Below are 18,287 nucleotides of genomic sequence, written 5' to 3'. Positions count from 1 at the left end.
TTCCGTCCACGGGGCGTCTACCCTGAAACTAAAACTATCCCATTAATTACTTACAAAAGAAATGAAGCGTATTAATTTGCTGTGGTGCACGTTGCTCGCATTGGTGGTCGGGCTGTCCGGATGTATGAATTCGGACAATAAGGATGAAGAGAAAATCGCCGAAAACGAGACTCAAATACAAGCGTTTATCGCAGCAGACAGCCTTGGGTCGAAAGCCGTCAGAGATAGCAGCGGTATGTACTATATCATTCGAAAATCCAACCCGTCGGGCGTAAGAACCCAGGTTGGAGACGCGGCTACCGTTAAATTGACCGGATATCTGCTGGATGGCAGTAAAGTGTTGACTGTCGAGAAAGACTCTTCGATCAGTTTTCCCGCTCTCGGTTATACGGTATTTCCAGGCCTCGAACGTGCGATATTTTTAATGAGAACCGGTGAAAAAGTCACATTCCTGATTCCTTTCTACCTGGCTTTCGGTAACGTCGACCGCGTTAACATTCCGGCTTACTCCGTTATCCGCCTTGAACTGGAGTTTATCAAGACACGCACGGAAGTTCAGCAAATAAATGAATTCATCACCAAAAAGGGTTTCACGGTTTCCGACAGAACACCGGATAATTTGGTGATAATCAGGGCCAACACGGTGACCGGCGACACTATCGGTGCTGGTAAAGCGGTGAACGTCAAATATGTAGGCAAATTCCTGAATGACACTAAATTCGACGAAAGTACCAATGCCAGCTTCATTACGGGCAGCGCTAACACCGTGCCTGGCTTCGACCGTGCAATCAGAAAAATGAGAAAGGGAGAAAAAGCTATTGTTATTTTTCCTTCCGCGCTTGGCTATGGTAAAAACGGCAGTAAAGTAATACCGCCTTATTCTCCGCTTCAATTCGAAATAGAGATATTGCCCTAGAGGATTCTCTGAATACTAAAAAGCAGCCTTCGTTGCGGGGGCTGCTTTTTTAGTAGCCGGTAAACTCGCAACTTTATCCGCGATCATCGTCCAAACAGACCCGAAAGAATGGCAGAAACTTGCCTCAGGGACGATTTGCCCAGATTTGAACCCGACGGCAAACAGATTCCCCATTCAAATAATTTCTCCGAAACGCTGCGTCCAAACCGGGGCAGCGTTTTGTATGCTTCCTGGCAATGCATTGGTTTCCAGATCGGGCGTGATTCGATACCTTCCGCTGAAAGTGCATTTTGAATCTGAAAAGGGGTTATTTTGCCGCCTCCCGCGAACAGAGCTTGTCAGCCAGCGGTTCGAAAGTGCGCCAGCAATGCCCTTTTGAAAGCTGTTGCCCGGGACATCATTTAAAGCATGTTGATAAAACTGAAAATTAGTCCTTCGCTGCGTTACCCTCTCCTCAATCACCTCCAGTTGCCCTCGCCCTATTCCCGCGCACACATTGCTCATCCGGTAATTGTATCCAACTTCGTGATGCTCATAGTGAGGGGTAGCCTCGCGCGCCTGTGTGGCGAGAAATTTCGCTCTTACAATGTGCCGCACGTCATTTGAAAGCATCGCGCCACCGCCCGATGTGGTAATAATTTTGTTTCCGTTAAAGGAAAGAATGCCGATATCCCCGAAAGTTCCCACCTTCCTGCCGCGATATTCCGAACCTAATGCTTCTGCCGCATCCTCAATCAATGGAATAGCATATTTCCCGCTTAAATACATGATTTCATCAAGCATCGCCGGCATTCCGTACAAATGTACCACGACTATCGCTTTGGGCCTTATTCCTTTGTGCTCGTAATGGCGAATAGCCTCCTCCAACACGTTAGGGCACATATTCCAGGTTACCGGTTCGCTGTCGATAAAAACCGGCGTCGCGCCTACATACCTGACCGGATTCGCGGTCGCCACGAAGGTGAGCGATTGGCAAAGGACAATATCGCCCCTTCCGACGCCCAATGCCAGCAATGCCAGATGCAGCGCCGCAGTGCCGGACGATACCGCCAATGCATGTTTGCTGCCGGTGTAACGACATAGCTCTTCCTCAAAAGCATCGATATTCGGCCCCACCGGCGCAATCCAGTTGCTATCAAATGCCTCTTGAATGTACCGCATCTCGCGCCCGCTCATATGCGGGGGCGACAAATAGATTTTGTAAGACATAGTGTGTTTTTTATAAAATGATTTTCCCCGGATTTCCCGCTATCCGTGTATGGTCTGGCACATCGTGGACCACTACGCTGCCTGCGCCGATCAGGCATTCCCGCCCGATACGCACGCCGGGAACCACAACGCTTCCCGCTCCGACGAGTGTACATTCGCCCACACGCACACCGCCGCAAAGCACTGCCGCGGGACCCACGTGGACGAAATCTTCAAGGATACATTCATGGTCGACAATCGCTCCAGTGTTGACTACAACATGGTCTCCAATGCAACAACCGGCCTGAATAACCGCATTATGGATTATTACAACACCCGGCCCGATGGAAACCGACGAGTCAACGATCGCAGCGGGATGGACTATCTGCCCAAAAGAATGGATTACGCCCGACGCTACCCGCCTACGTACCTGATTGTCGCCAATAGCGACGATCAGCTGTTCTTCTGAATCAAATGTAGGCTGGTACTTACGTACCGGGTGCGACGCCAGCACCGGTATGTTTTGCCAGTTATCGTCAAATATGCCGCTGACCTGCTTCCCGATAGTCCGTAAAATGCTCAAAATAACCCTTGCGTGGCCGCCCGCACCGTAAATCAGCATATCGTGTTTCCGTTGAATGATCTTGTTTCGACTCCGCAACCATTCTTTTTCCGCATCGAAAGCACTTTTAGCGCCGTGGCGCCGATAATCCGTAGATCCAGCAGGAACGACAGGTTATCGACATAATGCAAATCGTATCCGAACTTTTCGCCCCAGGTCAGCGCATTCCGGCCGTTGATCTGCGCCAGACCGGTTATACCAGGTTTCACCGTATGCCTCCGGCGTTGTTCAACGCTGTATAATGGAAGATATTCCGCCAAAAGCGGCCTCGGGCCGACGATACTCATATCGCCCCGTAGCACATTCCAGAACTGCGGCAGCTCGTCCAGCGACGAACGGCGGACCAGCTTTCCGGTTAACGTGAGCGGCCGCCCGTCGCTATACATCGTCCTGAATTTCAGAATCGTAAAAAAGCTTTCCGTTCAACCCGGGCCTCTTTTGCAAAAAAAACGGGCTGCCTTTAAAATGAACCCATAACCACAGCGGCAGGACCATAAAAAACGGCAACGAGGTAATCAGCCCCGTTGCCGCCAGTAGAATGTCTAAAATTCTTTTACCTTTTGAACGATACATAAGATCATACGTTAAACAGCTCCGGATATTTATCTGGTGCCGCTTCTCGCATGATTTCGTAAACAGTTTCAAAAATGTCGTCCATATTCGGCTTCGAGAAGTAGTCGCCGTCCGACCCGTAAGGCGGGCGATGATCTTTCGCAGCAATGGTTACCGGTGCCGAATCGAGCCAGCGGTAAGCCTGCTGCTTTTCCAAAACCTGTTGCATCATAAAACCCGATGCGCTTCCGGGTAAATCCTCATCGGCAAAAACGACCCGGTTCGTCTTTTTAATGGACTCCACTATCCGGTTGTCGACATCGAAAGGCAGAAGTGTCTGCACATCGATGACTTCAACTTCGATGCCTGATTGCTGCAATTGAGAAGCGGCCTCCATTACTATACGACACATTGAGCCATAAGTAACAACCGTAAGGTCATTTCCTTCCCTCAAAATTTCGGGTTGCCCCAAAGGAATGCAGTATTCGCCCACATTGTCCGGCAAAATTTCTTTTTGCCGATACGAATTCAACGGTTCAACAATCAGCGCCGGATCGTCGCCTTTCATCAGAGTATTATAAAAACCGGCCGCCTGTGTAAAGTTTCTCGGCACGATCACATGCAAACCGCGCAAACTGCTCAGCATCGTGCCCATAGGAGATCCCGAATGCCAGATTCCTTCCAGGCGATGCCCTCTCGTGCGGATAATCAACGGCGCCCGCTGGCCGCCTGCCGTCCGGTAACGGAGTGATGCAAGGTCGTCGGTAAGCGTTGCCAATGCGTAATAGATATAATCGAAATATTGTATTTCGACAATCGGGCGCAAGCCGCGCATCGCCATACCTATTCCCTGGCCTATAATGGTCGTTTCGCGTATTCCTGTGTCGGTGATGCGGACTTCGCCATATTTCTCCTGCAATCCGGCGAAGCCCTGGTTCACATCGCCGATAAGGCCGATATCTTCGCCGAGAGCCACCACACGCGGGTCCTTTTCGAACAACGCATCGAAGTAGGAACGTATCACTTCGCGGCCGTCCACCGCAGGGCTGTCGTCCGAAAACACGGGGCTTACAGGCTTGACCAGCATTGGCGAGTATTTGGTTTCGCTATACAGGTGCGTATTGAAACGCTCCCTGTTAGCTTTCAGGTTTCCTTGCAAAAACTGTTGCAAGGCATATTTCTGGGGGTTTTCTTCTTTTCCGATAATCCTCAAAACCCTACGCACGATGGCAATCATGTCCCTGCGCACAGGCAGATAGGTTTTTTGAAGTTCGAGAATTGCGCTGTTGACTTCGGCCGCGAAAGAACTGCCGCCCGCTACCGCCTGCAAGAGCCGGATCGTGTCGCTGTATTCGGCATCCAGTTCTTTCCGGTAAGCCTGCCATGCAGCATTGCGCTCGCGAAGGGCCTTGTCTTTGGCTTCGCGTTCAATTTCTTCAAGTTCCTCGTCGGTCGCATAACCGTTTTTAAGAATCCAGTCACGGAAGCGGGCATTGCAATCGTGCTCGCGTTCCCAGAGCAAACGTTGTTTCGATTTGTAGCGTTCGTGTGAGCCGGAGGTCGAATGCCCTTGGGGCTGAGTAAGTTCCGTTACATGTACAAGCACCGGAACGTGCTCTTCCCGGCTCATTTTTGCAGCCTTCTGATAAGTTTCCACCAGCGCTGGATAATCCCAACCATTTACCGTCAGGATTTCAATCCCTTCACCATCCTCATTCCGCTGCAAGCCTGCCAATGCCTTCGAAATGCTTCCTTTCGTAGTCTGATATTCAACCGGAACCGAAATTCCATAGCCATCGTCCCACACCGAAACGACCAGCGGGATCTGCAAGACCCCCGCCGCATTCATCGCTTCCCAGAACATTCCTTGTGAGGTGGAAGCGTCGCCGATCGTTGCAAACACGACTTCATTTCCCTGGCGGGAAAAAGTGGTCATATGATGCAAATCGGGGTTTTCACGGTATAATTTGGAAGCGTATCCGAGGCCGACGGAACGGGGTATCTGGCCAGCCGTGGACGAAATGTCGCAAACGGAATTGTGCAATTTTGTCTGATCGAGCCAATCACCGTTTTCATCTACCCAGCGCGTCGAGAAATGGCCGTTCATGGATCTCCCGCCTGTGTTCGGCTCATGTTCCAGATCGGCATGAGCATACATCTGGGCAAAAAATTGCTGCCAGGTGAGATTCCCTACCGCCGCTTCGATGGTCTGGTCCCGATAATATCCCGAGCGGAAATCGCCCGGTTGAAATGCTTTGGAAAGTGCAATTTGCGCTACTTCTTTGCCATCTCCAAAAATCCCGAATTTAGAACGGCCGCCCATCGTATCCTTCCTTCCCAGCAAACTTACCTGCCGACTCTCGCATGCGAGGCGATAATCGTCGATAATATCTTCTTTACTCAAAACACTGGAACCGGTCAAACTATCATTTTGAAGCATAAGCAAAAATCACGGGTTTTAATCCGTTAGTTAAATTACGTTTTTTTGAATGCAAGCCAAAATTATGCAGGAAAATAATAACCCGTGCACCGCAGCACCTACTTTTGGGGCATTGTTAATATTGGTTAATGATTATTATATTTAACTTTTTAAGCGTTAATCTTGTTTAGCAATAAGTTTTTTCACCACTTAAAGTATAGTTACAACTATGAAAGTATTCTTTTCAGCGCTGGTATTGATCCTCGGGCTGACCACCGTAAGTTTTGCACAGAAAGGTGTTCTGAAATTCAAGGAAGAAACACACAAATTCGGCAAAGTACCACAAGGCACTCCTGTTACGCACGAGTTTGTATTTACCAACACAGGTACTGATCCTGTAATCCTTTCGAACGTAACCGTTTCATGCGGATGTACTACACCTGTATGGTCGAAAGAGCCGGTACTTCCAGGTAAAACCGGTTCGGTAAAGGCTACTTTCAATGCTGCCGCGGCAGGGCCCTTCAACAAGCCTGTAACTGTTTTCAGCAACACCGAAGGTGGCTCGATTACGCTTTACCTGAACGGGGAAGTGGTTCCGAAAGCAGCTGCGAAACCGTCTTCGAAGTAAGGGTAACCATAAAGCATTTGCAGTGGCCGCTCCGGTTTGGGACGGCCATTTTTTGTTGCAATATTTCTCCCGATCAATAAGCGGATCTGTCGTAGAACGACCGCCGGCGGGTCACTTTCAGGTCTTGCAGGATCGCGGATTTCACTTTCAATGTGAAATTGTAATTGCTCGCACGTGCGGCGCTGCCGGCGAATGGCGTCCAGTTGAACGACATGTCCCAGCAATGCAGGTCGCGCGCGAGGCCTATCTGCGTGATGGTTGGCTCGAAAGCTACAAAATCGAAACCGGTGCTGAGAGTTACTTTGAGATTTTTGGATAAGCTAAGGTCGCCCGTTGCCTGCACAGCCTGGATGATCGTTGCTTTGGAAAGACCTGTCTTTGTCATTCCGAAGTTATAGTTCAGCGACACATTCCAGGGGATATTGAAATCCACATACAAATCGGGATTCTGCTTTACAAACTCCATAGCCTCCTTTTTCGCAGCGGCATTCGGGTCGTTCGGGTTCAGTTGGTTATTATTGCTATTGCTGGTATTACCGGATGAACCGCTTTTGGGAGAGAAGCTGGTTCCCAATGTAAACCCGAGGCTCTGCAAATTGGCAAGCCCCTGGCCCGATGTGACCGCATACTTATTAATTTTTGTACCAATCTGATTCCCGGTAACATTCGGATTGGCCACGTAAGTGTACGGGTCCAGGTTCATATTAAAGTTGAGGTTCAGGTTCCGCCCGATCCGAGCGTTCGCATTGACGGTAATATTGGAAAGGTTCAGGGAGTCGGCCAGCAGGTTATAGCTCCCCCCCGATGCTCAGGTTGTCGAGCAGCGACACTTTCTCAAACTGTTGGGCAGCCGTGTCGCTCTTCGTTTTGAGCTTCATTTCAAACGAGTTATTCAAACTGAACGAAATCACGCTCGAAGCCCGGCCGTTACCAGCACCGGAACTAACCCCGCGGAACCGGGAAAGCGACAGGTCGCGCACCTCGCCCTTCCGGTTGGTGACCTGGATACGCTCGTAAAAACCGAATGCATCACCGGTAAAGTCCGGTGTATAGGTAAATGAAACGGAGGGGATCACCGTATGCCGGATCGCCTCGAGCCGCTTTCCGCCAAAGAAGAATGTCCCGTAAAAACGGGTGTTCATCCCCGCACCGAAATTGTAGGAATACTCCGTTCCGACCTTGTTCAAAGTATCGATCCGGATCGAATCGCGCCCCGTTTTGGTGTAGCGGTATTGTTTGGTAAATACTTCACCCGACAGCGACATGCTCGGCGTAATATTCACAAAACGAAGGACTTTGAAGTTGGGAAGGGATATGGGAAGGCTGTACCGGCCGGTAAACTGCGCATCTTTGAGCATGTCCGGCAGGTTATTCAGGTTGAAAGAAACGATTTTTGTCTTATTGAGGCGGCTGGTATCAATTTTCGCGTCGGTCACCACAAAACCCAGCCTGCTGTAAGAAGTATCTACGGCCGTCAGCGCATTGGCCAATGCGTAATTTCCACTAAAATCCAGACCGAGCCGGAAGCTTTCATACCACCGCCCGCGACCACCCTTCAATGCGAACGGGGCGATCTGGTTCACACCGAAACTGAAATCGGAAGAAACGTTGGTCTTGCCGTTCTCACGTCGTTGAGTCCTCGGGTTGATCTGCCCGAAGTTCTGGTTCACGCGCAGGGACGCGGCCGCACGCATATATTGCCCGAATGTGCGATTGTACTGAACCGAGGAACTCGCTACGTTGGATGTATATTTGTTTACATTAAATTCCTGTTGCTGGTTATAGGTGTTGCTGCTCACGTTCACATTCGCCGAAAACTGGGAATTTCCACGCGGTTTGGGGGCATGGGACCACACGATGCTGAAATCGTTGGTACCGCCTATTTTGAGAAGTTTTTGCAGCTCGTCGCTCGGCTTGTTTCTGTTGAACCTCAACGAAAGGTTACCCGAATACTGGTAGCGCCGGATATACGTCGACTGCACGCCAAGCCCCCAGCTTCCATTGGAATATATCTGACCAGTCAGGATCGCATTGACGTACTCGTTGATCGCGAAATAATAGCCGCCGTCGCGCAGGTAAAACCCGCGGCCATTGGGTTCCTCTCCATATGTCGGGAAAATGATCCCGCTCGTGCCGTTTTCCTTCTTTTTGGGAAACGGGAAAAAACCGAAAGGCAATGCGATCGGCAAGGGAACATCGCTGATAACCAGGTTGAACGGACCTGAAATCACCTGCTTTTTGTTCACCATCTTGATCTTCGGCGCATTGATGTAATAATGCGGGTGCGTCAGGTTGCAGGTTGTGTAAATCGAATGACGGATGTAGAAATTGCCTTCCGTATCCTTTTTCACTTTTTCGCCCCGGATGTTACCGTCGCCTTCCTGTGTGACGATGCCCTGGATCAGCGCTTTTTTAGATTTGAAATTATAGCGGATTTCTTTCGTATTGTAAGTTTCCGGCCCGTCCTGAAAAATAGGTTCCCCCGCCATTTTCTTCGCCGTGGAATCATACGTTCCGACAGCGTAAACCTCGTTGGTAACCCAGTTCAGACGGATATAGTTGGCTTTGAGATTGATCGTCCCGTAGTTCACCTCTGCATTCCCATATAAATGCACCTGCTTCAAAACAGCGTCCATAATCGTGGAATCCTCGGCCGTGTATTCCACGGTATTTTCAAGATCGTCGGGGTTTTTAAGCGTATCGGCCGCCGTCGAGTCTGCAGGTAATCCTTTGCCCGCCAGCGTACTGTCTGCATTGATACCGCCTCTTGGAACGGACGCACCGGCTTGCCCGGCGCGGGAAGTGTCCGCGCCCGTCTGCTTTTGCACTGTAAGAAGGGAGTCCGCTGATTGCTTTGCAGAAGTCGAACTTTTAAGCTTACCCTGATTTTTCCCGGAACCCTTGGAGCGTTGCTGCACACATGCCACAGTGCTGAACAGGAGAAACGCCGCAACTACCGACGATATAATAATCGCCTTTCTTTTCAGTTCTAACAATTAGCGTATTTTTGCATAACGAATTTCAAAATTAGCAGAGAAACCCCTTTCGCGTAAGGCCCCAACTAAAAAATAATGTTAAAACTTCTTAAATTAGTAATTGTAGCAAGTTTCCTGCTGGCTAGCGTCGCCTTTGTTTTTCAGCAAGAACCGGTTACTGTGAAATCGGGAAGCAAGGTCAATACAGTTGTGATAGACGCCGGTCACGGCGGCAAAGACCCCGGCACCAGGGGCAAATACACCAAGGAAAAAGATGTAGCGCTGGCCGTAGCTTTGGAGCTCGGTAAGAAAATCAAGGAAGAAACGCCCGATGTAAAGGTGCTCTATACGCGCTCTACCGACGTCTTCATCGAACTCGGCGAACGTTCCGCATTCGCCAACCGCAACAACGCCGATCTTTTCATTTCTATCCATTGCAATGCCACACCCCGTTCCAGGTCCGTGAGAGGTACTGAAACGTTCGTCATGGGTTTGCACAAAACCGAGGGTAACCTGGAAGTTGCGAAACGCGAAAACTCGGTAATCTTGCAGGAAACCAATTATAAACAGAAATACAAAGGCTTCGATCCCGATTCGCCGCTGGCCCACATTATGCTCGCCAATTACCAGAGTGCATTCATTTCCAGCAGCTTACGTTTCGCCGATCTGATCGAGAAGAAATTCCAGTCGATCTCCGAACGGGAAAGCCGGGGCGTGAAGCAGGCCGGGTTCCTTGTGCTATGGCGCTGCGCAATGCCGAGCGTACTGATCGAAACAGGCTTCCTGTCGTCACCGGACGAAGAGGAATACCTGAGCTCGGAAGAAGGCCAGGAAGAAATAGCCAAATGCATTCACTCGGCATTTATGGCGTATAAAAAAGATATGGACCGGTAGCTAACCGGTCACATAATGCTTTGATTTGTCAAAACAATTTTTGATACTTTGGTGTTAAGCCTGAAAATCGCTGAATTCTGAAGTTTAATACCGATTACGCCTGCGCCGGTCAATGCAGGTCAAACAGATAGTCCATGAAATTATCAAGAGAAGCAAAAGTCGGAATTATGGCGATTCTCGCCATCGTCATGCTGTATTTCGGCTTTCATATCCTCAAAGGTTCCGACGTTTTTTCCAGGACATATAAATACCACGTCGTTTACGACAATATCGACGGGCTGACGGTATCCAATCCCGTTTTGTTGAATGGTTTGAATGTGGGACGGGTGCAGGAAATCAGGTTGCTTCAAAACCGCCAGAACCATTTGCTGGTGACCGTCGATGTCCAAAAAGGCATTGTAGTGCCTCAGGGAACAGGCGCGGTACTCGCCGACGGCGGGCTGCTCGGTGGGAAGGTGATCCACCTTGCCATGGGTAACGGCGCACCGATGAAGGATGGCGACACGCTGGTAGCGCGGAAGGAGTCGGGTATTTCTGCTGTTTTGCAGGAAAAGGCGTTACCGCTCGTTTCCCATGCCGATTCGCTCATCAAGAACCTCGATCTCGTTGTAGGCGGCTTTCAGGAAACGGGGCTGATCCTGAACCAGGTTTTGAAAAATTATAATCAGACAGGCACCAGCCTGCAAGGGCTCCTCGCCGAAAACCGGGCGAACCTGCTGGCCATGACCTCGAACCTGAACAAACTGACGACATCGCTTGTAGAAACCGAAAAAGAACTGAAACCACTGCTCGCCAAAACCGGCACACTGGCCGATTCGCTGAATGCATTGCGCCTCGGCGAAACCGTAACGAGCGCGCGGAAAACGATCGAAGAGCTGCATACCCTGCTGGCAAGTGTCGAATCGGGCAAAGGAACCGCTGGCAAACTCGTGAAGGACGAGACATTATATAACAACCTCAATCGCACGATGATCAGCATGAATAAGCTGCTCACCAACTTCCGCGAGCATCCGAAACGTTATATTAATGTTTCTGTTTTTGGTAAAAAAGACAAAGGGCCGGCCGAATCGCCGCTGGACACGGCCACGACCATTAAATAGGGCCTTACATTTTTAAATAAATATGAAAGTCGTTTGCTTACCGGTAAACGACTTTTTACATTTGAAATAAGCCCATTTCAATTATTCACACCATTCTTCATCATCATGACCAGCCAGGAAAGCCTACCACACCTCATCGAAATCCTGAATCGGAAGTACGAGCAGGTCAAGCTCGGCGGGGGCAGAAAAAAAATCGAAGCGCAGCACCAGAAAGGCAAGCTCACAGCACGCGAAAGGATCGCCTACCTGACCGACGAAGGTTCCGATTTCCTCGAAATAGGCGCATTCGCGGGAGAGGGAATGTATGAAGAAGAGGGCGGCTGCCCGTCGGGCGGCGTGGTAGCCGGTATTGGTTATGTGTCGGGAAGGCAATGCATGATCGTCGCGAATGACGCAACCGTGAAAGCGGGTGCATGGTTTCCGATAGCCGCGAAGAAAAATTTGCGCGCGCAGGAGATTGCGATGGAAAACCGACTGCCAGTCATTTACCTTGTCGACAGCGCGGGCGTATACCTGCCCATGCAGGCGGAAGTTTTCGCGGATAAGGAACATTTCGGCCGCATTTTCCGGAACAATGCCCAAATGTCGGCTATGGGCATCGTTCAGATTTCGGCAATCATGGGGGCTTGCGTAGCGGGTGGGGCCTATCTGCCGATCATGTCCGACGAGGCATTCATAGTCGAAGGTACCGGCTCCGTGTTTCTGGCCGGCCCCTATTTGGTCAAATCCTCTATTGGCGAAGATATCGATACGGAATCACTCGGGGGTGCAGCGATGCATTGCGAGATCTCCGGCGTCACGGACAACAAGTTCTCCGACGATAAATCCTGTCTGGACGCCATCAGAAGGCATATTGATAAAATCGGCAAACCATTTTCCGCCGGTTTTGACTACAAAAACCCGCTGCCTCCTACCCGCCAGCCAGAGGAAATTTACGATCTCCTCCCCACCGACCGCCTGAAACCTTACGACGTACTGCCCATCCTGGAATGCATTGTGGACAACTCGGAGCTCGACGAGTACAAACCCGATTACGGAAAAACACTCATATGCGCCTACGCACGCGTGGGCGGCTGGGCTGTGGGCATCGTCGCGAACCAGCGCAAAATGGTGCGGTCGGGGAAAGGTGAAATGCAAATGGGCGGCGTCATTTACGCCGAAGCCGCCGACAAAGCGGCGCGGTTTATCATGAACTGCAACCAGAAGAAAATCCCGCTCGTGTTTTTCCACGACGTGACGGGTTTTATGGTAGGCAGCCGCGCCGAGCAGGGCGGCATTATCAAGGATGGGGCTAAAATGGTGAATGCGGTAGCCAATTCGGTGGTGCCGAAGTTTACATTCATCATTGGAAACTCTTACGGTGCGGGCAACTACGCTATGTGCGGCAAGGCTTACGATCCTCGCCTGATATTCGCCTGGCCCACGGCCCAAATGGCCGTGATGAGCGGCGCCACCGCGGCACGGACTTTGCTGCAAGTACAAACCGCCACATTGAAAGCCAAAGGCGAAACGATCACCCCGGAGGCGGAAAAGGAATTGTTAAACCAGATTACCGATCGCTACAATCAGGAATTATCTCCTTACTACGCCGCTGCCCGCCTTTGGGTAGATGGCATTATCGATCCGGTCGAAACACGGCGCATTATCTCGGAGGGTATCAAAGCCGCCGATCAGGCGCCTATTGAGAAGGCATTCAATGTGGGTGTCATTCAAGTTTAAATTGAAATCTAAATCTGTAATTTATGTCGGAAAAAATTGCGTTTCTCGGACTCGGGAACCTTGGTACTCCTATCGCTGAAAGCCTGCTCGAAGCAGGTTATGAACTGGTCGTCTGGAACAGGACAGCCGCCAAAGCGGAACCATTGACCAAACTCGGCGCCACCGTTGTAGAAAACCCCATGGACGCCATTACTACGGGCGGATTGGTATTTTCGGTACTTGCCGACGATGCCGCGGTGGAAGAAATATTCTCGATGGAATTGGTGGAAAAGCTCGGAAAAGACGGTATACATATTTCCATGAGCACCATTTCGCCCGAAACCTCGCGCCAGCTTGCGCAGGTACATGAGTGGTATGGCGCGCATTATGTGGGCGCACCCATATTCGCCCGTCCGGAAGCCGTACGCGCGAAGGTGGGAAACATCTGTCTTTCGGGCAATGCGGCTGCAAAGGAACGCATCAAGCCCATTGTGCAAAGTTTTGTAAAAGGCGTTTTTGATTTCGGCGACGACCCCGGAGCCGCGAATGTGATCAAGCTTGCCGGTAACTTTATGATCGCGTGCAGCCTCGAAATGATGGGCGAGGCATTTACAATGGCCGAAAAGAACGGTATTTCACGACAAAGCATTTACGAAATGCTGACGTCGACCCTGTTCGCCGCACCGATTTTCCAGAATTATGGTAAGCTCGTCGCCAGCAACACTTACGAGCCGGTTGCATTCCGCTTTCCGCTGGGGTTGAAGGATATTAACCTCACATTGCAAACCGCTTCGGATGTAAATGCGCCGATGCCTTTTGCGGACATCATCAAAAACCGATTCATTTCCGGCCTCGCCAAAGGTCGCGAAAACCTCGATTGGGGCGCATTGGCATTGGGTGCGTCCGACGATGCCGGCTTGACGAAGTAGATTTTATATTTAATTAAACAGAAATGGCTCAAAATCTTCAACGAGAAGATCCTGAGCCATTTCAACCAGTGCGTTGCTGATATGGTAGCGACAGCTTCCGGCGGGCACCATTATGTCGACGATTTCTGATCGGCTATTATCGTCCAACCTGCTCGCCATAACGCCGCGGGTCATACCCTTTGGCAAATAACGGGTATTGGTCGAAAATGCGCCTTACTACGCTGCGGTAGTGGTTATTGGAACCTTCCGATCCTTTGAATATACCCGAGGCATATCCTCTCCAGACTACCTGATCGCTCTCCGCGTCGATCAGCGAGACGATCAGCGTACCCTTATCGAGCGCATATTTGATCGGCTCGTAGCGAAAGCCCTCGTTCTCAGTGTCTACCCAGTTCTTGATCACCGGCTGCATATAACCCTGGTAGCGCAGGTTATCATAAAAAATACCGTAGTTAACCAGCAGCGTAGGCTTTTCGGCGGTGAGCTTGTAGCCCCTCACTTGCATCTGGCGGCGGATCGCTTCGTAAATTTCGGTGCAAAGATTGTTGGTATCCCTCTCGCATTCCAGAAACGTATAAGAAGAGTAATCTTTAAAATTGGTTTCGTAGCTGTAATCATGCTCCACAAACACTTTCCGGCCACTGGAGCACCCTGCTATAACGGCTACGAGCAGCAAAGCGGCAAAAATTGAAATAGACCTCAGCATAAGCATTAAAATTTGTCAGGTTGTGAATTAAAATATATCAAGAATGTATTTTGAAATACTCCTCTTACACTACCAATAGCTTATGCCGAACCTGTAAATCTATCCCAAATAATAAGCTATTGATCTGCGCATTTCAGCCGCTGTTACTACTATATCAAAGGCACATTGCCCGGCTCCACTCAGCAATGAAAACCTGATTTCCTTTCCTTTATTCTTCTTATCCTGCCGTGTCAATGCGATGATTTCCTCCACATCCTCCGGCTTGATCTTCACCTTGCCGTAGGTAGCGAACAGGAATTCCTCGATGTCCGTCAGCGTCTGCTGGTCGATCATTTTCCGCTCGAACGACAGGTACGCTTCCATGATCATCCCCACCGCGATGGCTTCCCCGTGGAAAAGCCGCTCTTTGGGCGACTTGTTCAAAAAGCACGTCTCCACCGCGTGCCCGAGCGTGTGCCCGAAATTCAATATCTTCCGCAATCCTTTCTCCGTCGGGTCCTGATCCACCACCTGCTGTTTGATCTTCACCGAATGCGCGATCAGGTCGGGCCAGTTTTGTTCTTCGAAATCTTTGGCCCGGATTTCCTCCCATTTCGCACCGTCGGCGATCAGGCAATGCTTGACGATCTCCGCAAACCCCGACCGTATTTCACGTTCCGGCAATGTTTTCAGAAACACCGGGTCGATCAGCACACTTTTCGGGATGTTGAAAACGCCCAGGTGATTTTTGAAACCCTGAAAATCAATACCTAATTTTCCTCCCACGCTCGCATCGACCTGCGCCAGCAAGGTCGTCGGAACCTGAATAAAATCTATTCCACGTTTGTACACCGCGGCACAAAATCCCCCCCATATCCCCGATCACCCCGCCGCCGACATTCACCACCAATGCATGCCGGTCGAGCTCCTCCTTCGTCATGGCTTCCCAGATTTTTTCGCAAGTCGCCAAGGTTTTATGCGCCTCGCCGCTGGGAACGGTTACAACACCATGCTTCGGCAAAAACGCTTTTAAAATCGGATAACAATGCTTTTTTGTGTTGTTATCGGCTATTACTACAATTTTTGAATACTGTTTGGAACTCAAAAAATCCGGTAGGCTCTCGCCTATCGGTGCAATTACTACTGACTGGTTCATTCTAAACTATCATTGAGACGGGCTCATCGCAGATACGACGAGTGCAACCAAATGGATGCGTTGATTTCCAAGATCTTAAAATAAAATTTTGGAAAACCATTTTAAAGATAGCAATTATTACGCTTATCAAATAATCATTTGTTTTTTGTATCCCGAGAAATTTTTCCACAGGTCGCATTCCCGGTTCAAACGCCTGTGCCACGGCTCATTTGCTTTTTATTTCGTAAAATTGTCCCTTCTTTAAGATTATCCACCTTTATCTTTTATACCTCGACAAATGAGTGCTCCGCTGATCTCTGGAATTCAACAGGTAGGAATCGGTTGCCGGAATGTGCCCGAAACCTGGAAATGGTACCGGCAGGTGCTGGGTTTCGACGTGCCCATATTCGATGAAAAAGCCGATGCCCCGCTCATGACGCCCTATACCGGCGGCAAAGTGCAATCGCGGCAGGCGGCACTGGTGATCAATATGGCCGGCGGTGGCGGACTGGAAATATGGTCGTTCACGAGCCGCGTTTCACAACCGGCAAATTTCAAAGTTGAAATCGGTGATCTGGGCATTAATGCGATCCGTTTCAAAGCACCTGATGTAAAAAAGGCACACGAATGGGTGAAAGGCCACTCGAAAGAAGCGACCGGCCCGCTCGCAAAGCTGCCCGAAGGCGAAGGTTTCTGGGGAGCCGACCCGTGGGGCAATATATTTCAGATTACGAGCGATGCTACCTGGTTTCAGACCAAAGGCAAGAATGTCGGTGGCGTGGCGGGCGTTGTAATCGGCGTGTCCGACATCGACAAGGCTGTGGTTTTCTACCAAAACCTGCTGCAACCGCTGCATATCGTTTATGACAAAACCGGCGTTTTCGAAGACCTACCTACCTCCATTCCGGGCCAGCGCTTTCGCAGAATGCTGCTTCGCAAAAGCTTCACCCCCGACGGCGCATTCAGCCGCCTGCTCGGCGACGTGCAGATCGAGCTCGTGCAAGCGCTTGACCGCACACCCAAAAAAATATTCGAAAACCGTTTCTGGGGCGATTGCGGGTACATTCACCTGTGCTTCGACACGCTGGATATGAACGCATTGAAAACCAAACTGCAAGCGCAAGGTTATTCATTCACCGTCGATAGTGAAAGCTCATTTGGAATGGAAAATGCCGCGGGCCGCTTCGCCTATCTCGAAGACCCGGATGGAACGCTGATCGAACTTGTGGAAACCCATAAGGTGCCTATTCTGAAAAAGCTGGGCTGGTTCATGGACCTGCAAAAACGCGGGCTTCGGAAGCCGTTGCCGAACTGGATGTTAAAAGCGATGGGGCTAGGGAAAGTAAAGGACAAATAGTACAAATTTTGTATTACTAAAATACAAAATTTGTAAATTAACCATGCAAATTTGCAGGTGAAGTTCAAATTTACATGGTTAATGCTTTTTTTGGAGCACCAAGAACTTAGTACTTGCTCCCAATCCAGGCCAGCAATGGCAACCCTACAAACAGCCCCAGTCCCGCCTGCCAGCCCGCGAATGCGGCTACGATGATTGAAAGCAATACCACGATCACCGGGTACAAATACAGCAGCATACCAAAAAGTACGGAATCGTAAAAAACCGACCGCGCGGTGAGTTTGGCTGCCTTTTTTTCGAAGAAAGAATATAATGGCAAATGGACCATGCGGCCAATCCAGCCGATTGCGCCCAGCAATGGATTGCTTTTCGCTTTCGCTGCCGCGCATTGATCGAAGAATGCGCTGAGTTGTCGTTGTTGCTCGGCTTTGGGCAGATCGGCGGGGACGGTGAGTATCTCCGCATTCATCTTCCGGTCGAGGATTTCGTTAAATTCCCGGAGCCACTTTTCGTATTCCTGCGGGCTGGTCTGAATGTCGGCGGCAGCAATGGCTTCGCCAAAATTGAGGGAAACCCGCTTGCCGGGGCCACGGAAGTTTTCGTAGTTCAGGCCGGTCGGGATCACCTTCATACTTTGCAGCGCGTCGTCGCCGTACCAGATTTTATAGGCCATCCGCGCAGTACCTTTGCCAAGGGGGCGCAGGCGCCATTCATTTACGCAAATACCTTCCGAGAAGACCACCACGGCATCGCCCTTTTTGAGCGCATCGTGGCTTTCCTGCGCGGTAACATCATGGTTTTTGACATATTGCCTGCCTTCCGAACCGCGAAAAACGGGGATCAGGTTGATCTGGCGCAGCCAGAACGCAGCCGTTTTTTTTCGGAAAACGTCGCCGCGAGTGAGCGTATGAATGGGCTGTTTGAGCACGGAGCCGATTACCACCGCATCGAAAAATGAATCGGGATGGTTGGAGGCCAGCAGCAACGGCGCTCCTTTGGGTAATTTATCGAAATTGACGACGCAAAGCTTTCTCAGATAAATAGGCAATGCGAGACGGACCAGAAAACGCGAGAAATAGTAAAACAAAGTTCAAAAAGTATGTTTTTGCAAAATTAGGCGATTATTTTTTTATTCAATCCTTCGCTGCCAGGGTATTCTGCTCTTGCTAGTTTGCTACCTTTGGTGTCA

Annotated in this window: 17 protein-coding genes and 1 pseudogene; 7 read left to right on the top strand and 11 right to left on the bottom strand. The window is 50.2% G+C overall.

The annotated features are described in order from the left end of the window. Window positions 1–61 precede the first annotated feature (61 nt). A complete protein-coding gene (locus tag ABV298_RS14860) occupies window positions 62–916 on the top strand; it encodes an FKBP-type peptidyl-prolyl cis-trans isomerase (RefSeq protein ID WP_353722849.1) in 855 nt (284 codons plus the stop codon). Window positions 917–999: 83 nt separating this feature from the next. Here the strand turns inward: ABV298_RS14860 and ABV298_RS14855 are convergent, their stop codons facing one another. The 6 genes from ABV298_RS14855 to ABV298_RS14830 form a co-directional block, all read right to left on the bottom strand. After that, window positions 1,000–1,158, bottom strand: a complete 159-nt coding sequence (locus tag ABV298_RS14855) for a hypothetical protein (RefSeq protein WP_353722848.1) — start codon at window positions 1,156–1,158, stop codon at window positions 1,000–1,002. Beyond that, window positions 1,091–2,125, bottom strand: a complete 1,035-nt coding sequence (locus tag ABV298_RS14850) for an aminotransferase class I/II-fold pyridoxal phosphate-dependent enzyme (protein WP_353722847.1) — start codon at window positions 2,123–2,125, stop codon at window positions 1,091–1,093. The genes ABV298_RS14855 and ABV298_RS14850 overlap by 68 nt, the downstream gene beginning before the upstream one ends. Window positions 2,126–2,135: 10 nt before the next feature. After that, the gene (locus tag ABV298_RS14845; RefSeq protein ID WP_353722846.1) at window positions 2,136–2,726 is read right to left on the bottom strand and encodes an acetyltransferase; all 591 of its coding nucleotides are present in this window, start codon (window positions 2,724–2,726) and stop codon (window positions 2,136–2,138) included. Then, a complete protein-coding gene (locus tag ABV298_RS14840) occupies window positions 2,720–3,112 on the bottom strand; it encodes a sugar transferase (RefSeq protein WP_353722845.1) in 393 nt (130 codons plus the stop codon). Before ABV298_RS14840 ends, ABV298_RS14845 begins: the two co-directional genes overlap by 7 nt. Further along, window positions 3,105–3,221 carry a hypothetical protein gene (locus ABV298_RS14835; protein WP_353723188.1) on the bottom strand — a complete coding sequence of 39 codons (117 nt, stop codon included), beginning with the start codon at window positions 3,219–3,221 and terminating at the stop codon, window positions 3,105–3,107. Before ABV298_RS14835 ends, ABV298_RS14840 begins: the two co-directional genes overlap by 8 nt. A gap of 82 nt (window positions 3,222–3,303) precedes the next feature. Then, entirely contained in the window at window positions 3,304–5,718 is a 2,415-nt protein-coding gene (locus tag ABV298_RS14830) for a thiamine pyrophosphate-dependent enzyme (protein WP_353722844.1), read from the bottom strand. A gap of 208 nt (window positions 5,719–5,926) precedes the next feature. On the opposite strand from ABV298_RS14830, the gene ABV298_RS14825 reads away from it, so the two are divergent. Then, window positions 5,927–6,325 carry a DUF1573 domain-containing protein gene (locus tag ABV298_RS14825; RefSeq protein WP_353722843.1) on the top strand — a complete coding sequence of 133 codons (399 nt, stop codon included), beginning with the start codon at window positions 5,927–5,929 and terminating at the stop codon, window positions 6,323–6,325. A 73-nt stretch (window positions 6,326–6,398) separates the two neighbouring features. Here the strand turns inward: ABV298_RS14825 and ABV298_RS14820 are convergent, their stop codons facing one another. After that, entirely contained in the window at window positions 6,399–7,028 is a 630-nt protein-coding gene (locus tag ABV298_RS14820; protein WP_353722842.1) for a hypothetical protein, read from the bottom strand. 85 nt (window positions 7,029–7,113) lie between these two features. Beyond that, on the bottom strand, window positions 7,114–9,321 hold the full coding sequence (locus tag ABV298_RS14815) for a putative LPS assembly protein LptD (RefSeq protein ID WP_353722841.1): 2,208 nt from the start codon (window positions 9,319–9,321) through the stop codon (window positions 7,114–7,116). A gap of 75 nt (window positions 9,322–9,396) precedes the next feature. Between ABV298_RS14815 and ABV298_RS14810 the strand changes: the two genes are divergently transcribed. From ABV298_RS14810 to ABV298_RS14795, 4 genes are all read left to right on the top strand, one after another. Further along, window positions 9,397–10,194 (top strand): N-acetylmuramoyl-L-alanine amidase, encoded by a 798-nt coding sequence (locus tag ABV298_RS14810; RefSeq protein ID WP_353722840.1) that lies wholly within the window; start codon window positions 9,397–9,399, stop codon window positions 10,192–10,194. A gap of 134 nt (window positions 10,195–10,328) precedes the next feature. Then, window positions 10,329–11,294: an MlaD family protein gene (locus ABV298_RS14805; protein ID WP_353722839.1), complete on the top strand. Its 966-nt coding sequence runs from the start codon at window positions 10,329–10,331 to the stop codon at window positions 11,292–11,294. A 105-nt stretch (window positions 11,295–11,399) separates the two neighbouring features. After that, complete coding sequence (locus tag ABV298_RS14800) at window positions 11,400–13,013, top strand: acyl-CoA carboxylase subunit beta (RefSeq protein WP_353722838.1); 1,614 nt, start codon at window positions 11,400–11,402, stop codon at window positions 13,011–13,013. A gap of 23 nt (window positions 13,014–13,036) precedes the next feature. Further along, window positions 13,037–13,921 carry an NAD(P)-dependent oxidoreductase gene (locus ABV298_RS14795; RefSeq protein ID WP_353722837.1) on the top strand — a complete coding sequence of 295 codons (885 nt, stop codon included), beginning with the start codon at window positions 13,037–13,039 and terminating at the stop codon, window positions 13,919–13,921. 136 nt (window positions 13,922–14,057) lie between these two features. Here ABV298_RS14795 and ABV298_RS14790 read toward each other — a convergent pair whose 3' ends face one another. Together ABV298_RS14790 and aroB are read right to left on the bottom strand one after the other, a co-directional pair. Next, the gene (locus tag ABV298_RS14790; protein ID WP_353722836.1) at window positions 14,058–14,633 is read right to left on the bottom strand and encodes a DUF4136 domain-containing protein; all 576 of its coding nucleotides are present in this window, start codon (window positions 14,631–14,633) and stop codon (window positions 14,058–14,060) included. A gap of 93 nt (window positions 14,634–14,726) precedes the next feature. Then, window positions 14,727–15,762, bottom strand: a pseudogene (aroB, locus tag ABV298_RS14785) (3-dehydroquinate synthase). Window positions 15,763–16,039: 277 nt separating this feature from the next. Here aroB and ABV298_RS14780 point away from each other — a divergent pair. Next, the gene (locus tag ABV298_RS14780; protein ID WP_353722835.1) at window positions 16,040–17,098 is read left to right on the top strand and encodes a VOC family protein; all 1,059 of its coding nucleotides are present in this window, start codon (window positions 16,040–16,042) and stop codon (window positions 17,096–17,098) included. A gap of 106 nt (window positions 17,099–17,204) precedes the next feature. Here ABV298_RS14780 and ABV298_RS14775 read toward each other — a convergent pair whose 3' ends face one another. After that, window positions 17,205–18,185 carry a 1-acyl-sn-glycerol-3-phosphate acyltransferase gene (locus tag ABV298_RS14775; RefSeq protein ID WP_353722834.1) on the bottom strand — a complete coding sequence of 327 codons (981 nt, stop codon included), beginning with the start codon at window positions 18,183–18,185 and terminating at the stop codon, window positions 17,205–17,207. Between the last annotated feature and the right edge of the window lie 102 nt (window positions 18,186–18,287).

It is taken from the genome of Dyadobacter sp. 676 (assembly GCF_040448675.1).
In the GTDB taxonomy this organism is placed as follows: domain Bacteria; phylum Bacteroidota; class Bacteroidia; order Cytophagales; family Spirosomataceae; genus Dyadobacter.
The sequence above is the reverse complement of the archived record's forward strand: the minus strand, read 5'-3'. Positions and strand labels throughout refer to the sequence as shown.

What these genes read in the sequence shown, in the direction of transcription:
- ABV298_RS14860 (WP_353722849.1), top strand. Translation starts at nt 62, where the DNA reads ATGAAGCGTATTAATTTGCTGTGGTGCACGTTGCTCGCATTGGTGGTC.
- ABV298_RS14855 (WP_353722848.1), bottom strand. Translation starts at nt 1,158, where the DNA reads ATGCATTGCCAGGAAGCATACAAAACGCTGCCCCGGTTTGGACGCAGC.
- ABV298_RS14850 (WP_353722847.1), bottom strand. Translation starts at nt 2,125, where the DNA reads ATGTCTTACAAAATCTATTTGTCGCCCCCGCATATGAGCGGGCGCGAG.
- ABV298_RS14845 (WP_353722846.1), bottom strand. Translation starts at nt 2,726, where the DNA reads ATGCTGATTTACGGTGCGGGCGGCCACGCAAGGGTTATTTTGAGCATT.
- ABV298_RS14840 (WP_353722845.1), bottom strand. Translation starts at nt 3,112, where the DNA reads ATGTATAGCGACGGGCGGCCGCTCACGTTAACCGGAAAGCTGGTCCGC.
- ABV298_RS14835 (WP_353723188.1), bottom strand. Translation starts at nt 3,221, where the DNA reads ATGGTCCTGCCGCTGTGGTTATGGGTTCATTTTAAAGGCAGCCCGTTT.
- ABV298_RS14830 (WP_353722844.1), bottom strand. Translation starts at nt 5,718, where the DNA reads ATGCTTCAAAATGATAGTTTGACCGGTTCCAGTGTTTTGAGTAAAGAA.
- ABV298_RS14825 (WP_353722843.1), top strand. Translation starts at nt 5,927, where the DNA reads ATGAAAGTATTCTTTTCAGCGCTGGTATTGATCCTCGGGCTGACCACC.
- ABV298_RS14820 (WP_353722842.1), bottom strand. Translation starts at nt 7,028, where the DNA reads ATGAACCTGGACCCGTACACTTACGTGGCCAATCCGAATGTTACCGGG.
- ABV298_RS14810 (WP_353722840.1), top strand. Translation starts at nt 9,397, where the DNA reads ATGTTAAAACTTCTTAAATTAGTAATTGTAGCAAGTTTCCTGCTGGCT.
- ABV298_RS14805 (WP_353722839.1), top strand. Translation starts at nt 10,329, where the DNA reads ATGAAATTATCAAGAGAAGCAAAAGTCGGAATTATGGCGATTCTCGCC.
- ABV298_RS14800 (WP_353722838.1), top strand. Translation starts at nt 11,400, where the DNA reads ATGACCAGCCAGGAAAGCCTACCACACCTCATCGAAATCCTGAATCGG.
- ABV298_RS14795 (WP_353722837.1), top strand. Translation starts at nt 13,037, where the DNA reads ATGTCGGAAAAAATTGCGTTTCTCGGACTCGGGAACCTTGGTACTCCT.
- ABV298_RS14790 (WP_353722836.1), bottom strand. Translation starts at nt 14,633, where the DNA reads ATGCTTATGCTGAGGTCTATTTCAATTTTTGCCGCTTTGCTGCTCGTA.
- ABV298_RS14780 (WP_353722835.1), top strand. Translation starts at nt 16,040, where the DNA reads ATGAGTGCTCCGCTGATCTCTGGAATTCAACAGGTAGGAATCGGTTGC.